We start from the raw sequence: 23613 nt of genomic DNA on the forward strand, positions 1-23613 counted from the left end.
GGTTTAAGCTTGAATTCGTAGGTTAGATTAAACACTTTACATCACCTCCGGACACCATTATACACACGTTTTAGCCATCGTCCAGGCGTTTGTTAAAGTCCCCCTAGAAGGGGGAGGTTTTAGACCCAAGTTTTCCGATAAAATCACCTAATTGTTTAATCTGGACACTCCCCCGGCTAAAGGCAGGGGGGATTCTAAGCGGATGTTTTGCAACGGGTTAAAACCACGTTGCTACACTTTTTCCTATGAGCTGACCAAGCAAGGTAGGTGTGCACTGCCCACCCTACCGTATATCAGCCATTGAACTTAGGAACCAACGATGCCACCATCCTTGCGAGTAATCACAACCGTTAGATCACGGGGTATTTTGCCGCTACCTTGGGGTGCCGGAAAGTTTGTCAAAGCTGGATTGCCATTACCCGGATGCTGAAGGTTGACAAACAGGGTTCGACGATCAGGGGTTCTGGTCAAACCCGTCACTTCACAGCCTGTTACCCCAGTGAAGAGGCGACAAATCTCACTCGTGTTTGTGTCAGCAACCAGCAGTTGGTCATTCGGTCTCACGCCATTGATTTCAGGCTGAGTGCCGTCGGTTTCAATGAACAGCCTGCCATCGGGATCAGACCAGAGACCATCCGGGCTACCAAAGGCGCTTTTGTCGGTATCATGGGTATCGACAGCGAGAACAAAGATGTCCCAGGTGAAGGTGGTGCCAACGTGGTTGTCGCTGTCTCGCCACTTGATGATGTGACCAAAGGGATTGGGTGCCAGAGGGTTAGGGGCATCAGGAACTTGACGGCGGCTGTTGTTCGTGAGGGTGCAATAGATATCCCCATTGGGAGCAGCAGCGATCCACTCCGGACGATCCATCGGTGTGGCACCCAGGGTGTCACCGGCGAGACGGGCAAAGGTTAACACTTCAGCTTGATCCGTAAACCGAGCCGCAAGGGCTGGATTTTTAATCGTGAGTTCCAGCCACTCGCCTGTGCCATCATCATTAAACTTGGCGACATAGAGCGTCCCTCGGTCTAATGGGCTGATACCCCGTGCCCGCATCGACCGCCAGTTGCTTTGTGAAACAAACTTGTAAATATAGTCAAAGCGTTCGTCATCGCCCATGTAAACCACGGCACGACCGCCTTGTCCGACGACAAGCTCGGCGTTTTCGTGCTTAAACCGACCTAATGCAGTCCGCTTAACGGGTGTCACAGAAGCATCCATCGGATCAATCTCGACCACCCAGCCAAAGCGATTCTCTTCGTTGGTGTAACTGGCGTTCGAGAGGTCAAAGCGCGGGTCAAATTTGTGCCAATCATAGCCAGAGCCTCCGGCACTGAAGCCGTAGCGCTCTTGTGCTTCCGTGGGTGTCCAGCTATCGGTAGCGCCGAAGTAACCGTTGAAGTTCTCCTCACAAGTCAGGTAAGTCCCCCAGGGAGTGTGACCATTCGCACAGTTGTTCACTGTACCTTTTGGGGAATTGCCTGCTGGTGTTTGCAACAGTGAATGATCGGCAACCGGTCCACTGAACGTTACAGGTGTATTGACATGGATGCGACGAGCATTCGAGCTGCCAACCCTTTGCCACTTGCCGTTAATCTTTTGAATTTCAACTATGGATACGCCGTGAGCATGCTGAGAGAGGCGCACATCTTCAAGACTGTCCGGTGCTTCCTTGCCGAGGACATGGAAGTTTCTACCAAACTCGTGGTTAATCGCCAGCATCCCCCTGTCATTACTATCCCCAATCGGGAACAGCCACATGCCATCGTGACCAATCCCAACTTGTTGAGCTTGCTCGGCAGCCGTCGGGCGTGTATTCGGGTCTCCATTGTATTCTGGATCACCGGGCTGAATCGAGGTTCCCCAGGGAATCAGCACGTCAAACTGGTAATCCGCTGAAATGGTGGGTATGGGTCCTGTACCCTTAACAGCAGGAACAGGTTTGAAGTTGATCAAACGGCTGCCTGGAGCTTGAGCGATCGCGGTAGACCTTTCAGCCGTCGCTGCCGCACCTCGATCTAAAACCCGATCGCCTACCAGTGCGGCTAAGAAGCCAGTGGCTGACAGCGCTGCACCACGAGCGAGTACGTTTCGTCGAGACATTCTGGCTTGGAGTACGTCCTGAAACGGACGATTGCCTGACTTATTGCTGCTTCTGTTGTCGTGAATCAATTGCACTCTCCTGTTAATATTGACGCTGTTGTGGGTAACGCTTGTGAACTGAAAACCGCTCTATACTCGAACTCAGCCACGTCAAATCAACCCCGTTTTAAACCTGAAGCTTTTCCCTGGCAGGACGCTACCTTTATTAATCGGGAAACGTTAAGATCTTTTGTGTCAGTGAAGGGTCATACCTAACTTGCCAAACATCACTGTCACTAATCCAATTCATCTAAATACTCCTGCGCCACTGTTCCAGCCAGACGACCTTCATCTAAGGCTTGATCAATTTGTGAGTTCGGACGTTGAGTCCCGATAGTCGCCCTAACTGGAGTTCTTGCCACTATTTCTGTCGGCTGCCTTTCATAACGCTGGAGTAGCGCGTAGGAGGCACTATAGTAATCAGTCCAGAAACTCACACGGGGAGTTTCTTGCCACTGAGTACGAGAAACAGTAATCCTGAGAATGGGAACAATTTCGCCGTCGCGATCGCCGACAACCACTACCTGAATCTCTGAAAGAGTGGGGTTTTGACTAAATTGATGACTAATTTCGTCGCTAGCCATCGCCTCTGCTCGCCCGAAAAAGTCTCCATACTCAACTTGACCATAGACAGACATATCAACAACGATGCTTTTCGCCTCTGCCTGTACCGATCGATAACTATCACCAACAAAGCAAAGGAACGCCGCCGCCACCACTATCAAAAAATGGCGGGTCAAACCTTTGCCAATCCACTCTGTCAAAGCGACTCTTACCACTTCTGGTTGCCGTGATTGTCTCAACGAGTTGATGTACATAGTTACAAAGGCTTTACGCCTGGAACTTGACCGCGAATCTGAATCAGTCATTTGAAGGCTGAACAGCTTGCTTTTTCCTTAGAAGAAGTTGACTCAGTTTGATGCAAATGCATCCCTAGCGGAATAAGTAAATGCACCTACCGTTCAAACCGACATCTTACAGGAGATGTCAGATTACTCTAAATAGAGACTTTATCTGTCCTAACTTAAAACCAGGTAATCTAATCGTTAAGGATTTTAAGAGTCCCTTGAGATTGAAGCCACCGTGAATCATCTGATACGGGAAAGGGATTGATGTCCAATTTTGAAGCTAGCTTTACAATATCTTGATAAACATTGGCATAGACTTAATTATCTCTTTATCGTCAAGCGATCTATTTCCGTCTACTGTAATGATGCAAATGATTGATTTTTCTGGGTTTTATTGCTTAGTTATCAAAAACTCACAACGTTTTCGTGAATTTGTTGTTCTAAGTCAGCAAGTTTTGATGCCTTGAAACTCGATCGCACAAAAAAGAGAAGATAGATGAAACTTAGCCAGGCTTTTATTCAGAGCGTTTCACTCATCGTCACTTCAGTCGGAATGATTGGCGGTGTTGCTACTCTACCAACCTTAGCCGCAACTCTGGCTACGTCTAAATCTCAGGTCAATTTGGATAACTTTAGTCACATTCCTTTACAAGTTTTAACACTAACAGACACCGAAACCGTGACGGTTGCATTCAATGGACAAGTCGCCGCCATGCGATCGCGGATGCTACATTTCTACCGAATCCATCGGATCAAATGACTCAAGCGAAAAACATCTCATTGAGTTTGATCTCTCGCTTTAAGAAGTGGGGATTGGGCGAAGCATTCGCGTAGGGATATTGACACAACACCGAAATATTTGGGCGCGAATGCTTACGCCCCTACAAGCCCTATGGTTTCTGCATTTTCTTACAGATCAAGCTGCTGCTGCGCTAGGTGGTAGTAAAGTCCTCCCTCGGCGATGAGTTGCTCATGATTACCCTGTTCAACCAAAATGCCTTTATCTAAGACTAAGCGATTGTAACCCAGTAGCCGCACCCGACCTTGACAAACCACGTAAAGGTCACTAGGGTTCAGTTCAGATTGAGCCGCATTCTGGGATGGGTTTGAGGCGCGATCGCTGAATAAGTCATCACCTAGCTCAAATTCATACCATTCCAAAGCTTGACTGAACTCAGATGCTAAACTTGAATCAGCTCCCCATTGGTTCAGCAACGAGTGGATAACGGCAACGTTCTGATTATCGGTCGGTGATGCTTGATGTAGCAATTGCCCCCGATTTTTGAGTTTCTGATTCATGGGTAACTCCTCAGCTTGGGCATATTCAAAAGCATCAGCAGCTACATTACCAAGTTATCCAATACGTTTCGAGTACCTGTAGGTTGTTGACAAAAACCTGGTTATCTTTTGCACCAGTCCTCCAAGGGCGGGAAAGATGGGGAAGGTGGGAAAGGTGGGGAAGATAAGATGGGGATGGCGAGCGAGTTAGGTTAAATTCCTGATTTTGAGTTCATCTGTCGTGATATTCTAAGACTTTGCCACTTGATCCCCAGGATCGGGCAAGTTTTTTTTCCTCCATGATCCTTGACAAAAACAGCATGTTCTCATCTAACTTTCCCCAAGACAATGGACAATCTGGTCACAGTAGTAGTAATGTGACGCTCACCGATGAAGCGGGGCGATCGCTCAGTTGTTCTATCGAGCATTCTTTGAATGTCGAAGGTACCGACTATTTACTCCTCCTCCCCGTGGATTCACCCGTAGAACTTGTCGCTTGGGATGAGGATGATCAAGCCGATGATTTAGCCGACGCTACCCTTGTAGAAGACGAGACAGAAATTGATGAAATCTTCTCAGATGCCCAAGCGGTTCTAGCTGAACAAAATCTCATACTGAAACGCACAGCCTTTACCCTAACCGTCGCGGGTGAAATTCCGCCAGTGGATGAGGACGAGATTCTCACCATTGAACTTGCCGAAGAAGATGTGGAACTCGAACCTGAACAATTGCAATTGTTAGCGAACTTTTACCATGAAGAACAAGAGTATGGAATTTACACCCCCCTCGATCCCCTGCTCTTTTTCGCCAAGCGCAACCCTACAGGTCAATTAGAACTATTATCTCCCGAGGAATTTCAAAAAGTCCAACCGCTTCTGGAAGAGTTATTATTTGAAGATTTAGATTAAAAATGACAAATGACAAATAGAACAATTCAACAATTCTCTAAGTGGACTTACTATCTTGCCTTACTCCCGGTAACCATGGGAATCAGTTTATGGCAGGGGTGGGCATGGTGGAGTTGGGTGCAGTCCCCTCCCCTCCTCGAGCAATCATTAGACACATCAACCAATACCCTACAAATTCAAATTCCCTCAGGAACCGCCGCCCAGCAAATCGGTTTTGATTTAGAAGCGGCGGGTTTAATTCGTTCGGCAAATGCTTGGAGACTCTGGAGTTATTGGTTAAAACTGCAAGAGCCAGAGGGTGGATTTAAAGCCGGCACCTATAAACTCTCCCCCAGTCAACCCTTATCCGAAGTTGCCCAAAAAATTTGGACGGGTGAAGTGATGCAACTCTCCTTCACGATTCCCGAAGGGTGGTCCCTCGATCAGATGGCAACCTATTTTGAATCCCTAGGATATTTTAAAGCACAAGACTTTCTCTCGGCGGCGAGTCAGATTCCAGAGGATCAGTTTCCCTGGTTACCCAGTAACTTACCGCACCTAGAAGGCTACTTATATCCTGACACCTATCAATTACCGAGCGATCGCGTCACGCCCCAACAAATTATTAACCAAATGCTCAAACAATTTGAGCAGGTGGCTTTACCCGTATATCAACAGGGACAACAGCAAACTCAGCTAAGTTTGCATGAGTGGGTCACTTTAGCCAGTATCGTGGAAAAAGAGGCAGTCGTTGCTGATGAACGTCCCCTCATTGCTGGGGTATTTACCGCCCGTCTAAGCCGAGGGATGAAACTAGAATCTGATCCTACTGTTGAATATGGATTAGGTTTTCGCCAAACGGCAGATCAGCCCCTGACTTACGCCCAGGTGAGAACACCATCTCCTTACAATACTTATCTCAATACCGGATTACCACCTACCCCTATTGGCAGTACACGATTAGACAGTTTAGCAGCCACACTCAATCCCCAAAATACCGACTATCTCTTTTTTGTTGCCCGCTATGATGGCACTCACTTATTTAGTAAAACTTTAGAAGCCCATGAAGCGGCAAGAGACGCCATTCGTCAACAACGGCAAGCCCAGCAAAATGAATAATATCACGTTTGATGAATCTTTATCGGGGCAACGTTTTTCATTATAACTGAATCAAAAAGGGGGGTGTTTTAGGGAGAAATGATGGAAGACCCCTTTTTTTAATATCAAAAAAATATATTTATGGTATGTAAAGCCAGCTAGAGCCGATGTAGCAGACAGCGTCGGAACAGAGGATTTTGATGAGTGAGATTAAACGGATCGGCTATAGCCAAACCCAGTTTCACCACGGCGATCACGAAGACTGCTACGCTATATGAAGGAGAAAAGCTGCTACAACCATTAGGTTGGATGAAATTATTGGTTGATGACAAATCACTGCTTATGTCTTGGGTATCAAACTTAGAAAAGATGGCTTGGGTATCAAACTTAGAACCTGACTTAGTTTTGGGAGGTCCGATCTTGAGTTTGACTCGAGAGATCCTGCAACACCATACGCTTAAGGGGTTAGTGCTGGATGTGGATGAAACCTTGGTTCCCCTGAAAGCCTCCCAAGCCTCAGAAGAACTAAGGGTGTGGGTTGAAGAAATTAGACCCGTAGCCTCCCTGTGGCTGGTGAGTAATAATCTGAGTGAGACGCGGATTGGTGGGATTGCTAATTCCCTAAATCTGCCTTACATCCATGGTGCAGGTAAGCCATCCCGACGCAAATTAAAGAAAGCCGCCGCCGCGATGAATTTGCCTGTAGAACAAGTGGCGATGGTAGGCGATCGCTTGTTTACAGATGTCTTAGCCGGTAATAGACTCGGTATGTTTACCATCCTCGTCGAACCGATGATAGACCCCACTCAAAGCGCCTATTCTTCTCCCATTCGCGACTTTGAAGTCTGGATCTCTCAACTTCTTGGGGTATCACTGCCCAGTAAGCAACATAAATTTACAAAAAATGATAAATCAAGACAAACTGAAATATAAAGAAAAGATTATAAAAAAGCAGACCGCCAAAAAGTCATGAGATTCTAATAATAGTTCAAATGGGGTCAGCCACTATAAAGACCCTAACCATAAAAAAACAACTGTTATAATTCCATTGCGAGCGTCAAATTCCTTGAATTAAGGTGATTTGGCGCTCTATTGTACATGAGTGAAGGAGATGGGGGAGCAGAGGGACTCCAGGTGCAGGGGGAGCTAGAGAAGATGGGGAAGGTTAAACGAATGACGAATGACGAATGACAAGTGACAATGACTGAAACAATTGTTGTCAAAGTTGGTACATCGAGTTTGACCCATCCAGAAACCGGTCAGCTTGCGCTTTCAACGATTGCGAGACTAGTGGAAACACTGACAAGGTTGCGTTCCTCTGGCTATGGTGTGGTCTTAGTTACCTCTGGCGCCGTGGGAGTTGGTTGTGGACGATTGGGATTAAAGACTCGTCCCCAAACCCTCGCCCTCAAGCAAGCTGTCGCGGCTGTGGGTCAAGGACGGTTAATGCGAGTCTATGATGATTTATTTTCCAGTCTAGAGCAAGCGATCGCGCAAATTCTCTTAAGCCGCCAGGACTTAGTACAGCGCAGTTGTTACGTTAATGCTTACGCGACATTTCGAGAACTATTGCAGCTTGGCGTCATTCCCGTGGTTAATGAAAATGATACCGTCGCTGTAGAGGAACTCAAGTTTGGCGATAACGATACCCTCTCGGCTATGGTTGCGAGTTTAATTGAAGCCAATTGGTTATTCTTATTAACCGATGTTGATCGACTCTATTCGGCTGATCCGCGTCAAGTCCCCGATGCTGAACCCATTACTCTGGTAAGCCGGATGGAAGAGTTAGCCGAACTTCAGATACAAACCGGGAACGCGGGTTCCCAGTGGGGAACGGGGGGAATGGTGACCAAAATTACCGCCGCCAGAATCGCCACGAGTGCAGGAGTGAGAACCGTTATTACTCAAGGACGACATCCAGAAACCATCGAAAAAATCTTACAGGGAGAACCATTAGGGACGCAATTTGTCCCCCAACCGCGAACCGAAAACGCCCGCAAGCGTTGGATTGCTAACAGTTTAGTTCCGGCGGGTAAGCTGTATTTAGATCAGGGTGCGGTGAGGGCAATTTGTCAAGGGGGTAAGTCTCTATTAGCTGCCGGAATTACCGCGATTGAGGGTAATTTTAACGCCTCAGATGCGGTGCAACTTTGTGATAGTAATGGGGTAGAAATGGCTAGAGGATTAGTGAACTACAGCAGTCTGGAATTACAGAAAATTCGGGGACATAAATCAGCAGACATTCCCGAAATTTTGGGCTACGGTGGTGCAGAAACAGTCGTGCATCGAGATAACCTGGTTTTGAGTAATGTCTGAACAATGCAACGTCTCTACATAATTCATCATTGCGCCTCATTCCGTTAATTCGCCCTATTGTTGGAAAGAAATCTAACACACGATGGCGGCGTGACACAGACAAAACCCGCCTCACCTTAATGCTGGGCTAACGCGGGTTAAAAAATCTTAATTTTAATTAAGGATTAGATCCTCAAGACGCCGTCACTAATCCACTATGCCGCAGTAAAGGTTCCGTACTCGGTTCCCGTCCCCGAAATTTCTTGAATACCTCCATCGGCGGCACACCACCACCTAATGCCAGTACCGTATCCCGATACCGCTTCCCTGTATCCGCTACGGCGGTTTCATTCTCTAAACCGACCTCCTCAAAGGCGGCGAAGGCATCCGCACTAAGAACTTCTGCCCATTTGTAACTGTAATACCCAGCCGCATACCCACCAGCAAAGATGTGGGAAAAGGCACAGAGGAAGGAATCTTCCGGTAAGGGTTGTAACACTGTGGTGGTTTTAGCAATACGGTGACGCACATCAGCTGGACTTTCCTCCCCACCGGGCTGATAGCGGTGGTGTAGTTCGATATCTACTAAACTAAAGTGTAATTGTCGTAGCATAGCACTACCACTCATGTAAGTACGGGCTGCCAAAAGTTTCTGATAATAATGCTCTGGCAGGGATTCCCCAGTTTCGTAGTGCTTCGCCATTCCCATCAGCGTGGGGCGATCATAACACCAGTTTTCCATAAACTGGCTGGGTAGTTCCACGGCGTCCCATTCCACGTTATTAATTCCTGCTGCCCCAGCATAATCCACTTTGGTAAGCATGTGTTGCAAACCATGACCAAACTCATGGAATAGTGTCTCGACTTCACCAAAGGTCATTAGGCTCGGTTTACCATCAACGGGTGGCGTTTGATTGCAAATTAAATAGGCTATCGGTAAGCGAGTTGTCGTTTTCCCTGCTTCCCTCAGTTTGGCACGACCCACACAATCATCCATCCAAGCCCCCCCACGCTTCTCGGCTGGGCGGCTGTAGGGATCTAAATAGAAGAACGCGATCGCCCCCCCTGTCTCATCTGCTACTTGGAAATAGCGGACATCCTCATGCCAAACCGGAGCAGGTTCATCCGCAGGCGTAACCGTAACCCCAAATAGCCGCTTAATTAAGGCAAACAAGCCATCGAGCACTTGAGGTAAAGGGAAATAAGGACGCAATTCCTCCGCACTGAAGGCAAACTTTTCTTCCCGTTGACGTTCTGACCAAAAACTGATATCCCAGTGTTTCAAATCCCTGGCTTCTGGTGCGCCTTTAGCCGCCGCAAATGCTTTCAACGCTTCTAAATCCTTAACGGCGGCATCGTAACTAGCGCCACGGAGTTCTTCGAGTAATCCCTCTACTGCCTCAACATTGGGTGCCATTTTGCTGGCAAGGCTTAATTCAGCATAACTTCTAAACCCTAGCAGCTTGGATTTTTCTTGACGCAATTCTAAAATTCGCTCAATCAGGGGACTATTATCCAACTCTCCGGAGGAGGCGCGACTAACAAAGGCTTTATAGAGTTTCTCTCGCAAATCCCGACGGGTACTGTGCTGCATGAAAGGGACGTAACTGGGATAGTCCAGGGTGATGCGCCAAGGACCGTGCTCCGGAGTCGCCTTTTCTTCCCCGGCTGCTCGTGCGGCTTGAGCGGCTAAACTCTTTAAGCTAGGGGGTAAACCCTCTACCTCTTCTGGACTTGTTAGGGTCATGCTAAATGCCTTGGTTGCATCTAGGACATGGTTAGAGAACTTTGTGGATAGTTCTGCCAACTCCATCTGAATTTGGTTGAAGCGCTCTCGCACCTCCCCTTCAAGTCCTACACCAGACAGTTCAGCATCTTTAATAGCAGCTTCTACTATCCGCTTTTGGGCTGGCTCTAAACTGCGCCATTCATCCCCATCCCGTAAGGTTTTGAAGGCTTTGTAGAGGGGTTGACTTTGGTTAAGTGTGTTGATGAATTGGACGACTTTAGGCTGAACCGTTTCGTAAGCCTCACGCAGTTCTGGGCTATTTTTCACCCCCATCAAGTGACCCACGATGCCCCAACTCCACCTGAGGCGTTCTGTCAATGTTTCTAGGGGTTCCACTAAACCATCCCAGGTTGGTGTTACCTTTTCCTCTAGGGCGGCTAATTCCTGCTGGAGTTCAGCTATTAGCTGCGTTATCGCAGGTACAACATGTTTTGGCTCAATCTGGTCAAAAGGGGGTAGTCCCTTTCCACGAAGTAATGGATTCTCAGTCACAGTTGGGTTAGCAATCATGGGTCGCATCGGATAATCAGACTGAAACGGCATGTAATGGCAATACAAGGCAAGCGAACTCTACACTTGTATCAACCCAACACCTGAACCCTCCCTGGGGAGGCGTTGAGGCGCGAAGATTAAATACTTAGCAAGAAGATTTTTTTCAGTCAGTGATCCTTATCATCGTTAATATGAATTTAAATGGTACAAGCCAAAGACTGAATTTATCCCTCAGTGCAGCCGAGGAAGCAATTTTCCAGACGTGCCATTCTAGTCTAGGAGCAGGGGAGAGCAGGGGGAATTCACTCACGCACCATGTCCGACTAGCGACGTGAAGGATCAAGTCGGGGCGGGCGCGAGTTACATCCCTTGTCAGGTAAGAAACGATAGTAGTTTCCGAAGTGAAGAGTCAAAACTCCCCCATTCCCTCTTCCCCCATCACCTACTTACGCTGGAATACTGATGAGAAGCGTTCTTTGACTTGGCTGACGGTAGATTGAATCAAATTCCCTGGCGTTGCTTGGGGACGAATTGCTACAACGATGGGTTCGTCTTTAAACTCTTTGAGTCGATGACCATATTCCAACTCGCTTTGGCGCTTCCGCAGTTTGGGGAACAGCCGAAATATTCCTTTGAGTAACTCCTCTTCTTGCTCAAATAACGCCTGGTTGATTTGACTGCTGCGATTCACTGCCATTGAGCCAGCCGGTAACCAGGCTTTCTCTCCCTTAATGCGGACATAGATATTGAATTCTGGTAATCCCGACTTTTGCATTTCATCATACTTGCGGGAAGCGGCTACCCGTTTGACTTTGTTTTTTTTTGCTTTGTGCTGTTTGGGTTGTACTTTGCCAAAGCCGAGTTGGGTCGTCATATTAAGTTCCTCCGAGAATGTCTTAACAAAAGTTTACCTCATTCTCATGAAACTTGTGCAGCCGACGTTTGGTGATGGGTCTGAAATACAGACACCACGCAAAACAAAGGGCGCACGTCGGTGCGCCCCTACAGATAAAAAATTTTTAAGTTGAACCTAGGGAAACTTAAGGAGTGGTTTCAGAAGTTGAGTCCTCTGCCTGAGGTTCACTCGTCTCGTCAGACATTTCTTTATCTTCAGTCGCCTTTTCCATGTCTGCCTTGTCTTCAGTAGCTTTGTCAGACATGTCTTTGTCTTCAGTCGCTTTGTCCATGTCTCCCTTTTCCACCGCCTTATCGGTTGCAGCAGGAGCAGCGTCTTCAGTTGCTGCGTTATCAGGGTTAGCTGGCTCAGTTTCCTCGATAGTCGTACTACCATCCGTTTCTGAGGGAGCGCTACAACCCGTGGCTAATCCCAGACTCAAAAGTGAAGCGATGGCAAATGTAGTAAGGTATTTAACGGTCATAGTCAACTTTTTTGGGTATCCTAGTGGGTTAGGCTTGCCAGACAATTACTGGCTTAAATGCAATTAAAGCGCATAAATGGGAATTTTGGTGAAAAATTTAGTATTTTCTCAAAGAATTACAAAAATTATGGCGCTGATGCCGCAAAACAACCTGTTCTTTGATATAATGGACTGTTTTAATGTCTTAAAAGTTAAGTTAGCGCATTTTTCCCAACAAGATACACTTAGATTTTTTCTTCCTGGCACGCTTAGACAGTGGGAAACTGCTCCAGAATTTATCAAAATAAAAATAAACCCATCTAAGTTGCATCAACGAGCATGAACCGTTGGCAGTTTACTGAAGCCTTTGAAGGATTAACACCACGACGCAGGCAGGTGCTGAAATTGCTCTTGGCTGGCGTTTCGGATCAGGATATCGCTCAATCGTTACATATTGAAACATCAACGGTGAGAAAACACGTTGAGAATCTCTGTTCGGCATTTGGTCTGAAAAATGAGTTTCCTGATGAACGGCGTTCTAAAAGAGGAGAGCTAATTGCGCTGTTTGCTAAATACCAACCTGAACTCGTAACACGGCAAACCCTGAGTGTCACTCACCAGGTGTCACCTGAATTTGTAGATGATGATAATCGAAAGATAGTGAGACGCGAGGATACGGAAATTTGCGTGACGAGTGAAGTGAGATTAACGATTAAGAATGTGTCCGATTCTCCACTTAATAACCGCGATATCTTTATCCTGATTGATCAGAGTGGTTCTATGGTGAGAAAGGATGAAGATACCGGAAAGCAAACTCGTTACGAGTATCTAGCGGAAGTTGTTGAAGGACATATCGCCGCCATTCTGTCAGTCGATTCTGAATCAGAGAATAAAGCAGATGAAAAAATTGCCATAAAGCAGGGTTGTCCGGCTGAAAATTGCGTTTCTGTTTACTTTTTCAGCCGGGAAAGAGTTAAACCTCAACCCATTGTGATTAACGATGCATCTCAAGTTTGGAAGCTGTTTGTCAAAAATAAACCCAAAACCAAAACCTTTGTTTCTCCGACTTTAAATCATTGTGTCAACACTTGGTTAACTGAAGGAAAACCCAAGGGGAAGGGAGCCTTTTTTATTATTTATACGGATGGTCATTTTGATGACGAAGAGGGCTTTGTTCAATGTATTTCTTCAGCATGTACCAAAATTGAGGATCATAAAGATATTAAGTTTTTTGTTTTGGGATTGGGAAAAGATATTGACATTGAACATTTTTTGTCCCTGGATTTTAATGTCAATCAGACGATGAAATTTAATATTTTTGTATTTGATTTGGTCAATGAAGTAGATGATATCATTGAGCTGTTAAAACGTCAGCTAACTAATGATCCGTACCTAGCATTTCCGGATTGGGTCAGAATTCGTCATCCTGATTTAGTTGAGAAGGTAATTAAAGGGAACAGGCAATAGGGAACAGGGAACAGGATTGCGACTGCTATAACTTAAAACTGAATAAGGGCGGGTTTTGCCAAAAAGTTAGGTAAAACAATTAGTGTTTGTCCTTAAACCAGCCCCTACAGACGCTTCAAAAGCACGTATCTACATTTCCTCATTCAACAAATGACGAACGACGAATAACAAATGATAAATCAACATACTCGACGTCCCATAATTACCAAGTCACGCTCAATTGAACCCATATCCGCTATTTGAGGTAAATAACCCCAGCGTTGGAAGCCATATTTTTGAAAGAGTTGCATGCTGGGTTGGTTGTGAGCAAAGATTAAGGCAACTAAAGTATTGAGTCCTACCTTGGGACTGTGCTTGATGGCTCGTTGCAGCAGTTGTTCTCCTATCCCTCGACGCCGGAAATCAGGAGACACGTAGACGCTAAGTTCAGCCGTAGCATGGTAGGCTGGGCGTACTAAGAAAGACTGAAAACTGAGCCACCCAGCAATTTGACCTGTAGAATTAGATCGTTCATGGCAGTCCATGACCCAAAGGGGGTGTCTGGTTGGTGTATGTTCTTGATACCAAGCGATACGGCTTTCAACCGAGATAGGTTCCAGATCGGCGGTGGCAATACGACTGGGGACAGCCGAATTGTAAATCTCCACGATCGCAGGCAAATCTGCCTCAGTGGCGTCACGGATATACATTAAGACAGGATTAGGGCGACAAACCATAGAATATTGATGCTAAAGGGTTATCTGCGCTCAAACAGGCTTCTTTTTGTGGCACTATTGATTTTTCTTTTCACGCTCATTTTGATTATCTGGCAACTGCAAGGATTGGGTATCGGATTGGGTGCATTGACAGGGACGATGTTTACCCCGATTAGCGGTGTGTCCTTTACCGAGGTTCTCACGATTAGTGCAACGGTGGGAAACACTACCATAACGTTGATTGCCCTACTCATTCTGTGCCGGATTTTGGAGCAAGCTGGGTTTTGGCGAGGGTTAGTGCTACAATTAGCGGTTCTGGGGATAGGTCAAGGGCGTCTACTTTTCCTTTTGTTCGCACTTTTGGGAGCATTGGGAACGATTGTTTTGACCAATGTGGGTATGGCATTAATCTGGATTGCTCCGGTGATGGAGATCCTTGTTCTACTACGCTTGGGGGCTAAAACCGCATTCGCTTTTGTATTTACGGTTAGTTTTATCACTGAAGCGGCTAGCTTATTGTTCCCTGTGAGCAATCCGGTCAATCTGCTTGCGGTAGACTACTCGGGGGTTTCTGGTTTTCGGTATGTTCTGGTCATGACCCCGGTAACACTGGTCGCGATCGCAACGAGTTTAGCGCTCCTCTGGTTCTACTTCCATCGTGACATTCGATGCACCTACGATCTCACTCACCTCCCACCACCACACCATGCCATTCGTGATCCGTTGGTTTGTCGATGGGGTATGGTTATCCTAGGCAGTCTACCTCTGGCATACTGGATGACCCAAGAACATTCTCTGCCAACTTGTATCGTTCCTGCGATCGCGGCGTTGATTATGCTAGCATTGGCGGGACGTTGGTTTCCCTCCAATACCACACCAACTATTTCTGTGGGCAAGGTTTACCATGACATTCCCTGGCAATTGATCGGGTTTAGCATCCTGATGTATTTTTTCGTCCTAGGTTTAGGTTACTTTGGGATGAGTCATGCTATCACCCATCAGCTAGAAACCCTCTCCAGTTGGGGGTTAACCCTGACAGCAATAGGAACAGGCTTTCTCGCAACTGGGCTATCAAACCTATTTCAAAATTTACCCACCGTGTTGCTCAACGCCATAGCAATTTCCGACACAACCGGGAGTGATCCAGCCATTCGGGAAGTAATGGAGTACGCTAATGTAATTGGATGTACCCTTGGGGCAAAAATTACTCCTCTGGGCAGTTTATCAACGTTAATTTGGTTCAAGATTTTAGCGCGTAAAGGTTTGCGCCTGCATTGGTTTTACTATATTCGCCTCAGCCTAATTCTTACTTTACCCATTCTATTTCTCAGCTTGCTGAGTTTAGCCATTTGGCTTCCCTGGCTAATTGTCTAAGTTTTGATTTATTTGAGAAAATAAACCTAGCGATAACAATCCAAAAGCTTTATCATAGCTCAAGGGTGTATCTGCTTGCCTGACCAAAACAGCTTTTGCCAAAAAACAGACAGACTTCAGACATCAAGCTGTTATTAGGCTTTTCCGGATAATATAGCGACTCAGCCAAGTCGGTTTAGGCTATGAGAGAAATGTAGTACCATTTCGAGTTGCTCTCACTCGCACAATTGACTCTCATCAATCAGGTAAGTAATCGATGATCATCCAAACAGCAGAACCCCCTATTCTTAAGTCTCAGGGAGATATAACACAAAAGAACCATGCGTTTTGTGGTAATCAAGACAAATTTTTAACTCTGACCCTCGATCTGTTTTTCATTGCCAGTCCTGATGGCTATTGGCAGCAAGTTAACCCGATGTGTGAGCGAATCCTGGGATATAGTACCCAGGAACTTCAAGCACAACCCTGGATTGAATGGGTACATCCAGAGGATCGGCAAATGACCTTGAATCAACTGCAAAAGCTCAAAGACTGTGAGGAAATTGTCTCCTTTGAAAATCGCTACCGCTGTAAGGATGGCTCCTATAAATGGCTGTCATGGAACATCACCCTATGCCCCAATCAGGACTTACTCTATGCAGTTGCTCGTGATAATACCCAGCGCAAGGAAGCTGAAGCCGCACACCGGGAAAGCGAAGAGCGATTTCGCTTATTGGTCGATGGCGTCAAAGACTATGCCATTATCATGCTCGATCCAGAGGGTAATATCGTAAGCTGGAATCCTGGTGCTGAACGAATTAAACAATATCACGCCGCAGAAATTCTGGGTCAACATGTCCGTTGTTTTTATACCTCTGAAGATATCGCCCAAGGACAACCCGGTAAGTCCTTAAAAATAGCCGCACAGCAAGGTCGTGTTGAAGAAGAAGGTTGGCGAATGCGTAAGGATGGCTCAATATTCTTCGCTAATGTTGTGATTACTGCCTTACGTGGGGAAGACGGACAATTACGTGGTTTTGCTAGGGTAACACGAGATATTACAGAACGCAAACTCGCTCAGGAATCGCTAAAACGAACAAATGATGAGTTGGAAAAACGAGTCGCCGAACGAACGGCTGAACTGTTGCAAATTAATCAGCGGCTCAAACAAGAGATTGCCCTACACCAGCAAACTGAAGCAGCGTTGGCAGAAGAAACTCACTACGTCACTGATTTATTACAGAAGCTGCAACAAGCTCAAACCCAACTGATTCACACAGAAAAAATGTCAAGTTTGGGGCAAGTGGTTGCTGGGGTTGCCCATGAAATCAATAATCCTGTCAGTTTTATTTACGGCAATATCGATTACGCCATCTGTTATCTGCACGACTTAATGGAGTTAGTCGAACTCTATGGTATTCACTATCCTCAACCCGTAGCCGATATTCAGAAACGAATCACAGAAATTGATCTAGATTTCTTGATGGCAGATATGCCAAAACTATTAAATTCAATGAAGGTGGGATCTAGCCGGATTCGCCAAGTGGTTTTATCTCTACAAAAATTTCTCAAGGCTGACCAAAATGAAATGAAGCCAGCGGATCTTCATGAAGGACTTGAAAGTACTCTTTTGATTTTGCAACATCGCCTGAAACCTAGCGTTGAGCATCCCGAAGTTACTGTGATTAAAGACTATGGCACATTGCCCCTAGTCGATTGTTATGCTGGGCAGATTAATCAAGTATTTATGAATTTGCTCACGAATGCTGTAGATGTATTGGAATCTTCAGGTCGAGATACTCCCCATCAAATCAGACTTAGCACTGAGGTTCAAGATATTAGTATCAAGAAACCAGGAGCAAGTTATTGCCAAAAAATACCTCATGCTGTGATTCGGATTGCTGATAATGGTTCGGGGATGAGTCAAGAGGTCTGCCAAAAACTTTTTGATCCATTTTATACTACCAAACCCGTGGGCAAGGGAACCGGATTGGGTTTATCAATTAGCTATCAAATTATTGTAGAAAATCATGGGGGTCAGTTAACTTGTTGTTCTCAACTGGGTGTTGGATCAGAGTTTGTTATCGCTATTCCGATTAATCCAATAATTACAAGGCGTCCTGAATTTTCATTGACGCCAAGTTAAAGATTGGTGATATTGATTGGTGACCCAACGCGCTCGCTTTTCGGACATGGCGGGTGGCTGTGTAGGGGCTATTTTCGCTACTATTGTCTCTTACCTCACCAGGGATGTGACTCGCACCCGCCCTATCTTCCTTGTCTGTCTCATCCCTCATCCCTCATCCTTTCTCGTGGTTTCATAACTGTAGCTTCAAAGGGGATAACTCCGACTTTTTCACTTTGAATAGAACGAGCGGCTTGTCGAGATAAATCCAGGGTTCTACCCGGAATATAAGGACCGCGATCATTAATGCGGACAATCACACTATGACCATTTTCTACATTTTTGACCTTCAGATAGGTATCAAACGGTAAGGTAGGATGAGCCGCCGTCAGATCGTGCTGATCATAAATTTCTCCAGTCGCCGTGTACCGACCATGAAAATAGGGTCCGTACCAAGATGCTACACCTTCAATGGTATTTGAAGTTTCGACTAAGTTGTACATCTGCTTTTGGGCGTCTGCCAAACTTAATGGTGATTGCCCTAAAGCTAGACGCAAATTATTTGCCCATTCAATTGCGAGAAGTTCTCGATGCGGATCTAAGTCTTTAGTTAAGATATCGTCCAATTTAAATAATACGCGATCGCCTGCCTTCACTACAGGTATTCCATCAGACAGCATGGCTCGTACCGATGAATTTTTTATCTCAGATACATCCGATGACTCACAAAACAACAGCGTGAGATTTTGCGCCATCTGTTCAGCTTGCTTTTGAGTCGGCAATTGGGCAATCACTTGTCCTTTAACCACAACCTGGAATTGCTGCTGCTCTGCTGAATGTTCTAGTTTATTCCTCCTTTGGGTATATTGCAAAAAGCCTCGTTTTCCCCTTCTTGTCTGACTCTTGTTTCTGCCACGAGGTTCTGTTTGAGAGTGAGAGCTGATGACAACTATGGACTCAGCCGAAATTTTGTCTTTTGAGACAACGGGTTGACCCCAAGAAAATAAATTCTCGATCATTTTCCAGATTTTCTGGGGTAGACTAGCATTTGAGAGACGATTGGCAGATGAATAATTGACTGAAGCTGATGAAGAATGATAGATGGATTTGGATTTACCCCCATCATCCGGGGAATCTGACTTGGCTGGACAGGTAGCAGGTTGAGCTGTAGTGTCCCTAAATGGATGAGTCCCAACCGTAGCCGTCTGGGCGAGGGGAAATGGTAAACTTAAATCATGAGTTAATCCTGAATAGGCAAGTGCCGTTACTGGAGACTTGTTAGACCAGACTTCTGAATAAACTGGGGATGAAAAAACACGAGGTGTTGGTTGTTCGAGTGGGCTGTTAACAACGGATAAAACTTTAGCAGGCAAAGCATTGGCAATATAATCGGGTACTCTGAATAGACCTTGGCTGGATGCCAGCAAACAGCTAACCCAGGATGTTGTCCAAACTAGCCCAAAAAAAGTCATGATCTTGAATAGTCCTGCTGTAAAATGCACTGCCTTGACTCACACAGTCATTCAGTATACAGAAATCTGTAGTTTTGCGCTCCCTTTTAAGAAAATTTACTCAAAAACAATTCCTAGAGGCAGAGTAACCTGATGATTGATTGCCTTTTTGACAATGAACAAAATTTATTGCTCTGGCTTATCAATAGAAAATTCTAATTGGTTTTATGAAATATTATTAATTAATAAAAACTAAATAGTTTAATTTTTATAGTAAAAAATTCGTCATTTGTCATTCGTCATTCGTTAGGGAACAGAGAACAGGGACCAGGGAACAGGTAATTCAAAAGCAGTTTCAGGTCTTATGCGATTGGTGCTTGGGCAATCCTCCCTCATCTTCCCCATCTCCCCGCCCTATAGCTTCCCCTGTTGCATGGGCAATGCTAGGATGACATTTGCCACTTCTGGTGAGGTATTGATGGCAGAAACACTTTTCTTTAATGCGTTGCGTGCAGCTATTGATGAAGAAATGGCTCGTGATGACACGGTATTCGTTCTCGGTGAAGATGTGGGTCACTACGGTGGGTCCTACAAAGTTACCAAGGATCTGTATAAAAAATACGGTGAACTGCGGGTTCTGGATACTCCCATTGCCGAAAATAGTTTTACAGGTTTAGCCGTGGGCGCAGCGATGACAGGGTTGCGACCGATTATTGAAGGCATGAATATGGGCTTTCTACTCCTAGCATTTAACCAAATTGCCAATAATGCTGGGATGCTGCGTTACACGTCTGGCGGTAATTTCAAAATTCCCATGGTGATTCGCGGACCTGGTGGGGTGGGGCGTCAGCTTGGGGCGGAACATTCTCAACGACTCGAAGCCTATTTTCAAGCGGTTCCGGGTTTAAAAATTGTCGCCTGCTCAACTCCTTACAATGGCAAGGGATTGCTCAAAGCGGCGATTCGGGATGATAATCCGGTTTTGTTCTTTGAGCATGTTCTCCTTTATAACTTAAAGGAAGATTTGCCAGAGACGGAGTATGTACTGCCTTTGGATAAAGCCGAAATTGTCCGAGAGGGCGAAGATGTTACCATTCTTACCTACTCACGGATGCGTCACCACGTCACCCAGGCGGTGAAGTCTCTGGAACAAGAAGGGTTTGATCCAGAGGTGATTGACTTGATTTCCCTGAAGCCCTTGGATTTTGAAACCATTGGCGCGTCTATTCGCAAAACCCATCGGGTAATTATTGTGGAAGAATGCATGAAAACTGGTGGTATTGGGGCGGAGGTGACTGCATCAATCAATGAACGGTTCTTCGATGAACTGGATGCTCCTGTCTTGCGGCTATCATCTCAAGATATCCCCACTCCCTATAATGGCACTCTGGAAAGCTTAACCATTGTCCAACCCCAGCAGATTGCTGAGGGAGTAAAAAAGATGCTGGAACTGCAGATTTAAGCCTGTTGAGGTTCATCGTTCGTTGGGCGGTGAACCATTACTTAAGATGAATGGCACGCTCAGATGAGGCTGGTGGGCAGTGCCCACCCTACATCACTTATAGGGCGGTGAGTGTGAATAGTGCAAGATATGAGTAAAAAGAGATTATCATAGCATTTGTTGCGGCGGGTCATAGTTATGCAAAGACAGCGTTCGTTAGTAGCCCTGATTCTAGTCCTGATCATTCTGGCAATTGTGGTGCTGGTGAAGATTCCTCTCCAGCAGGGACTCGATTTGCGGGGTGGCGCACAACTGACGATTCAGGTAAAAACTACAGAGGAGATTCCCGAAATTTCGCCGGATCAGTTGGAGGCTGTTAAAAGTGTTGTTGACCGTCGAGTTAATGCTCTGGGTGTTTCTGAATCTCAAGTCCAAACCATTGGCTCAGACCAGATATTGGTGCAACTCCCTGGTGTGAATGATCCACAGCAAGCCGAACGGGTGCTAGGGGGAACCGCACAACTTGATTTCCGCAAGCAATTACCGGGTACAGAAGCACAGCTTCAGATTGAAGAACAGTTGCGTCAGGAACTGCTATTTGAGCAAGCAGCTCTACGGGAGAGTGAAGAAGGTGGTGATCAAGAGGCGATCGCAGAAAATATAGCGGCTTTGGAACGCTCGGACGCCGCGATCGCACAATTGTTTGAGAAGACAAATGTAACTGGGAAAAACCTGGAATATGCCCGCGCTCAACCGACTCAAGCCGGAAATGGTTGGGAAGTCGCGATCCGATTTGATGCTGCAGGGGGACAAGGATTTGCCGAACTGACGAAAGACTTGGCGGGTACCGGTCGCAGTATTGGCATTTTCCTGGATGACTCCCTGATCAGCGCCCCCACCGTGGGTCCAGAATATGCGGAAACGGGTATTAGTGGCGGCGGTGCTGTAATTACCGGGAATTTTGATGTGCAAAGGGCGAGTGACTTAGCCGCTCAACTTCAAGGTGGTGCGTTACCGTTACCCGTAGAAATTGTGGAAAATCGCACCGTCGGCGCTACCCTGGGACGAGATAGTATTCAACGCAGCGTTTATGCAGCAATTGGCGGTTTAATTTTAGTCTTGGTGTTCATGGCAATCTACTATCGTCTCCCCGGTTTAATTGCTGATGTTGCTCTGACTATCTACGCCCTACTCACCCTAGCCACATTTGCCCTGATTGGTGTCACCTTAACCCTTCCAGGCATTGCTGGGTTTATTCTCAGTATCGGGATGGCGGTAGATGCAAATGTGCTAATTTTTGAACGGACGCGAGAAGAATTACGCGAGGGAAAAACCCTGTATCGCTCTGTGGAATCAGGCTTTTATCGGGCATTTTCCAGTATTTTAGACTCGAACCTGACGACTCTGATTGCTTGTGCGGCTCTATTTTGGCTAGGGTCAGGTTTAGTTAAGGGCTTTGCCGTTACCCTAGGGATTGGAGTTGTAATCAGTATGTTTACTGCTGTTACCTGTACTCGCACGTTCATGCTGTTGTTGGTTTTAGGATTTCCTGGGGTACGCCAGAAGCCGGAACTGTTTTGTCCGAATCTGATATCGTCTCAGTAAGAATGCAGGGGGAGCAGGGGGAGCAGGGGGAGCAGGGGAAGCAGGGGAAGCAGGGGGAGCAGGGGGAGCAGGGGGAGCAGGGGGAGCAGGGGGAGCAGGGGGAGCAGGGGAAGCAGGGGGAGCAGGGGGAGCAGGGGAAACAGGAACGGGTGAGAGGTATTCGTAGGGGAGAAGCATTCGCGCCCAAATATGTCGGTGTTGTGTCAAAGACAAGTTCGCGAATGCTTCGCCCAATCCCTAATCACCGATTCCCTAATCACCAATCAACAAATGACGAATGACAAATGACTAATGACAAATGACTAATGACAAATGACCAAATTTAGTGTAATCAAACAGCGATCGCTCTGGTGGATAATTTCCGCCGTAATTATCTTGGCTGGTATCGTTTCGATGGCGATTTCCACGGCACAGCTGGGAGCCCCTCTGCGCCCCGGTCTCGATTTTGTTGGCGGCACACGCCTACAGGTTGAACTTGATTGTACTGTACCCGGTAACTGCGACCAACCCATAGACCTGGCACAGGTGCGTGCGGTTCTCAATGAACAGGATCTGGGTAGTAGTACGATTCAGCGTATCGGTGCTCAACAACAAGGCTTGACTATTCGTACCAAAACCTTGGATGGTGAACAGCGCACTGAGTTACGCAAAGCTCTCAGTGAAACCATTGGCGCATTTGATCCCGAATCGACTCAAATTGATACCGTAGGTCCCATCGTGGGACGGCAGTTATTTACATCCGGTTTACTGGCATTACTCGTATCCTTTGCCGGTATTCTTGTCTACCTCTCCTTCCGGTTTCAGTTTGACTATGCTTTTTTGGCTTTTATTGCTTTACTTCACGATGTCTTGGTCACTGTGGGCATTTTCTCCATTTTGGGTTTAGTCCAAGGTGTAGAGGTTGATAGCCTTTTTGTCGTCGCTCTCTTGACAATTATTGGATTTTCTGTTAACGATACCGTAGTTATTTATGATCGCATCCGGGAAGTGATTGCCAAGCATCCCGACCAACATATTGATCAAATTGTTGATGATGCGGTTAATCAAACCCTAAGCCGATCCATTAATACCACCTTAACTACCCTACTCTCCTTAGTGTCTATTTTCTTGTTTGGCGGAGAAACCCTAAAATATTTTGCCCTAGCCCTAATTGTGGGGTTTATTGCAGGTGCGTATTCGAGTATTTTTGTTGCCAGTACCCTCTTGGCATTCTGGAGAGAGCGCACAGGTCAAACCCAAGCCACTCAGGTTATCGAAGCTGAATTTCCCGACAAAATGTAATTGGAATT

General features: G+C 46.2%; 20 protein-coding genes. 12 read left to right on the forward strand and 8 right to left on the reverse strand.

What is annotated here, in order from left to right; all coding sequences use genetic code 11:
• Window positions 1-306: 306 nt before the first annotated feature.
• Both RLO19_RS19145 and RLO19_RS19150 read right to left on the reverse strand, forming a co-directional pair.
• On the reverse strand, window positions 307-2172 hold the full coding sequence (locus RLO19_RS19145; RefSeq protein WP_446358983.1) for a PhoX family protein: 1866 nt from the start codon (window positions 2170-2172) through the stop codon (window positions 307-309).
• A gap of 206 nt (window positions 2173-2378) precedes the next feature.
• Window positions 2379-2945, reverse strand: a complete 567-nt coding sequence (locus tag RLO19_RS19150; RefSeq protein WP_446358985.1) for a hypothetical protein — start codon at window positions 2943-2945, stop codon at window positions 2379-2381.
• 541 nt (window positions 2946-3486) lie between these two features.
• On the opposite strand from RLO19_RS19150, the gene RLO19_RS19155 reads away from it, so the two are divergent.
• On the forward strand, window positions 3487-3750 hold the full coding sequence (locus RLO19_RS19155) for a hypothetical protein (protein WP_446358986.1): 264 nt from the start codon (window positions 3487-3489) through the stop codon (window positions 3748-3750).
• 149 nt (window positions 3751-3899) lie between these two features.
• On the opposite strand, the gene RLO19_RS19160 is transcribed toward RLO19_RS19155, so the two are convergent.
• Window positions 3900-4289 carry a hypothetical protein gene (locus RLO19_RS19160; RefSeq protein WP_446359056.1) on the reverse strand — a complete coding sequence of 130 codons (390 nt, stop codon included), beginning with the start codon at window positions 4287-4289 and terminating at the stop codon, window positions 3900-3902.
• Between the two features lie 299 nt (window positions 4290-4588).
• On the opposite strand from RLO19_RS19160, the gene RLO19_RS19165 reads away from it, so the two are divergent.
• From RLO19_RS19165 to proB, 4 genes are all read left to right on the forward strand, one after another.
• Window positions 4589-5176 (forward strand): DUF3727 domain-containing protein, encoded by a 588-nt coding sequence (locus RLO19_RS19165; RefSeq protein WP_446339395.1) that lies wholly within the window; start codon window positions 4589-4591, stop codon window positions 5174-5176.
• A 9-nt stretch (window positions 5177-5185) separates the two neighbouring features.
• Entirely contained in the window at window positions 5186-6274 is a 1089-nt protein-coding gene (gene mltG / locus RLO19_RS19170) for an endolytic transglycosylase MltG (protein ID WP_446358988.1), read from the forward strand.
• A gap of 348 nt (window positions 6275-6622) precedes the next feature.
• Complete coding sequence (locus tag RLO19_RS19175) at window positions 6623-7186, forward strand: YqeG family HAD IIIA-type phosphatase (RefSeq protein WP_446359046.1); 564 nt, start codon at window positions 6623-6625, stop codon at window positions 7184-7186.
• A gap of 267 nt (window positions 7187-7453) precedes the next feature.
• The gene (proB, locus tag RLO19_RS19180; RefSeq protein ID WP_446359048.1) at window positions 7454-8569 is read left to right on the forward strand and encodes a glutamate 5-kinase; all 1116 of its coding nucleotides are present in this window, start codon (window positions 7454-7456) and stop codon (window positions 8567-8569) included.
• Window positions 8570-8741: 172 nt separating this feature from the next.
• Here proB and RLO19_RS19185 read toward each other — a convergent pair whose 3' ends face one another.
• The 3 genes from RLO19_RS19185 to RLO19_RS19195 form a co-directional block, all read right to left on the reverse strand.
• Window positions 8742-10847, reverse strand: a complete 2106-nt coding sequence (locus RLO19_RS19185; protein ID WP_446359050.1) for a M3 family metallopeptidase — start codon at window positions 10845-10847, stop codon at window positions 8742-8744.
• 424 nt (window positions 10848-11271) lie between these two features.
• Window positions 11272-11703, reverse strand: a complete 432-nt coding sequence (locus RLO19_RS19190; RefSeq protein WP_446337277.1) for an HHL1-like protein — start codon at window positions 11701-11703, stop codon at window positions 11272-11274.
• A gap of 166 nt (window positions 11704-11869) precedes the next feature.
• A complete protein-coding gene (locus RLO19_RS19195; protein ID WP_446358990.1) occupies window positions 11870-12208 on the reverse strand; it encodes a hypothetical protein in 339 nt (112 codons plus the stop codon).
• A 76-nt stretch (window positions 12209-12284) separates the two neighbouring features.
• Here RLO19_RS19195 and RLO19_RS19200 point away from each other — a divergent pair, with 76 nt between their 5' ends.
• Window positions 12285-12530: a hypothetical protein gene (locus RLO19_RS19200; protein ID WP_446358991.1), complete on the forward strand. Its 246-nt coding sequence runs from the start codon at window positions 12285-12287 to the stop codon at window positions 12528-12530.
• Complete coding sequence (locus tag RLO19_RS19205) at window positions 12527-13654, forward strand: LuxR C-terminal-related transcriptional regulator (protein ID WP_446358993.1); 1128 nt, start codon at window positions 12527-12529, stop codon at window positions 13652-13654. The genes RLO19_RS19200 and RLO19_RS19205 overlap by 4 nt, the downstream gene beginning before the upstream one ends.
• 179 nt (window positions 13655-13833) lie before the next feature.
• On the opposite strand, the gene RLO19_RS19210 is transcribed toward RLO19_RS19205, so the two are convergent.
• Complete coding sequence (locus RLO19_RS19210) at window positions 13834-14370, reverse strand: N-acetyltransferase family protein (RefSeq protein WP_446358995.1); 537 nt, start codon at window positions 14368-14370, stop codon at window positions 13834-13836.
• Between the two features lie 48 nt (window positions 14371-14418).
• Between RLO19_RS19210 and RLO19_RS19215 the strand changes: the two genes are divergently transcribed.
• On the forward strand, window positions 14419-15723 hold the full coding sequence (locus tag RLO19_RS19215; RefSeq protein ID WP_446358997.1) for an ArsB/NhaD family transporter: 1305 nt from the start codon (window positions 14419-14421) through the stop codon (window positions 15721-15723).
• A gap of 256 nt (window positions 15724-15979) precedes the next feature.
• Window positions 15980-17848, forward strand: coding sequence for a PAS domain-containing sensor histidine kinase (locus tag RLO19_RS19220; RefSeq protein ID WP_446358999.1), 1869 nt, complete (start codon window positions 15980-15982; stop codon window positions 17846-17848).
• A 140-nt stretch (window positions 17849-17988) separates the two neighbouring features.
• Here RLO19_RS19220 and RLO19_RS19225 read toward each other — a convergent pair whose 3' ends face one another.
• Window positions 17989-19299, reverse strand: coding sequence for a septal ring lytic transglycosylase RlpA family protein (locus RLO19_RS19225; protein ID WP_446359000.1), 1311 nt, complete (start codon window positions 19297-19299; stop codon window positions 17989-17991).
• Between the two features lie 457 nt (window positions 19300-19756).
• On the opposite strand from RLO19_RS19225, the gene RLO19_RS19230 reads away from it, so the two are divergent.
• The 3 genes from RLO19_RS19230 to secF all read left to right on the forward strand — a co-directional run bounded on the left by RLO19_RS19230 (window position 19757) and on the right by secF (window position 23605).
• The gene (locus RLO19_RS19230; protein WP_446337280.1) at window positions 19757-20740 is read left to right on the forward strand and encodes a pyruvate dehydrogenase complex E1 component subunit beta; all 984 of its coding nucleotides are present in this window, start codon (window positions 19757-19759) and stop codon (window positions 20738-20740) included.
• Window positions 20741-20917: 177 nt separating this feature from the next.
• Window positions 20918-22324 (forward strand): protein translocase subunit SecD, encoded by a 1407-nt coding sequence (gene secD / locus RLO19_RS19235; protein WP_446359002.1) that lies wholly within the window; start codon window positions 20918-20920, stop codon window positions 22322-22324.
• 312 nt (window positions 22325-22636) lie between these two features.
• Entirely contained in the window at window positions 22637-23605 is a 969-nt protein-coding gene (gene secF / locus RLO19_RS19240; protein ID WP_446359004.1) for a protein translocase subunit SecF, read from the forward strand.
• The last annotated feature ends 8 nt before the right edge of the window (window positions 23606-23613 follow it).

It is taken from the genome of Coleofasciculus sp. G2-EDA-02 (assembly GCF_040226375.1).
Classification (GTDB): domain Bacteria; phylum Cyanobacteriota; class Cyanobacteriia; order Cyanobacteriales; family Coleofasciculaceae; genus Coleofasciculus.

What these genes read in the sequence shown, in the direction of transcription:
- RLO19_RS19155 (WP_446358986.1), top strand. Translation starts at nt 3,487, where the DNA reads ATGAAACTTAGCCAGGCTTTTATTCAGAGCGTTTCACTCATCGTCACT.
- RLO19_RS19160 (WP_446359056.1), bottom strand. Translation starts at nt 4,289, where the DNA reads ATGAATCAGAAACTCAAAAATCGGGGGCAATTGCTACATCAAGCATCA.
- RLO19_RS19165 (WP_446339395.1), top strand. Translation starts at nt 4,589, where the DNA reads ATGTTCTCATCTAACTTTCCCCAAGACAATGGACAATCTGGTCACAGT.
- mltG (WP_446358988.1), top strand. Translation starts at nt 5,186, where the DNA reads ATGACAAATAGAACAATTCAACAATTCTCTAAGTGGACTTACTATCTT.
- RLO19_RS19175 (WP_446359046.1), top strand. Translation starts at nt 6,623, where the DNA reads ATGGCTTGGGTATCAAACTTAGAACCTGACTTAGTTTTGGGAGGTCCG.
- proB (WP_446359048.1), top strand. Translation starts at nt 7,454, where the DNA reads ATGACTGAAACAATTGTTGTCAAAGTTGGTACATCGAGTTTGACCCAT.
- RLO19_RS19185 (WP_446359050.1), bottom strand. Translation starts at nt 10,847, where the DNA reads ATGATTGCTAACCCAACTGTGACTGAGAATCCATTACTTCGTGGAAAG.
- RLO19_RS19190 (WP_446337277.1), bottom strand. Translation starts at nt 11,703, where the DNA reads ATGACGACCCAACTCGGCTTTGGCAAAGTACAACCCAAACAGCACAAA.
- RLO19_RS19195 (WP_446358990.1), bottom strand. Translation starts at nt 12,208, where the DNA reads ATGACCGTTAAATACCTTACTACATTTGCCATCGCTTCACTTTTGAGT.
- RLO19_RS19200 (WP_446358991.1), top strand. Translation starts at nt 12,285, where the DNA reads ATGGGAATTTTGGTGAAAAATTTAGTATTTTCTCAAAGAATTACAAAA.
- RLO19_RS19205 (WP_446358993.1), top strand. Translation starts at nt 12,527, where the DNA reads ATGAACCGTTGGCAGTTTACTGAAGCCTTTGAAGGATTAACACCACGA.
- RLO19_RS19210 (WP_446358995.1), bottom strand. Translation starts at nt 14,370, where the DNA reads ATGGTTTGTCGCCCTAATCCTGTCTTAATGTATATCCGTGACGCCACT.
- RLO19_RS19220 (WP_446358999.1), top strand. Translation starts at nt 15,980, where the DNA reads ATGATCATCCAAACAGCAGAACCCCCTATTCTTAAGTCTCAGGGAGAT.
- RLO19_RS19225 (WP_446359000.1), bottom strand. Translation starts at nt 19,299, where the DNA reads ATGACTTTTTTTGGGCTAGTTTGGACAACATCCTGGGTTAGCTGTTTG.
- RLO19_RS19230 (WP_446337280.1), top strand. Translation starts at nt 19,757, where the DNA reads ATGGCAGAAACACTTTTCTTTAATGCGTTGCGTGCAGCTATTGATGAA.
- secD (WP_446359002.1), top strand. Translation starts at nt 20,918, where the DNA reads ATGCAAAGACAGCGTTCGTTAGTAGCCCTGATTCTAGTCCTGATCATT.
- secF (WP_446359004.1), top strand. Translation starts at nt 22,637, where the DNA reads ATGACCAAATTTAGTGTAATCAAACAGCGATCGCTCTGGTGGATAATT.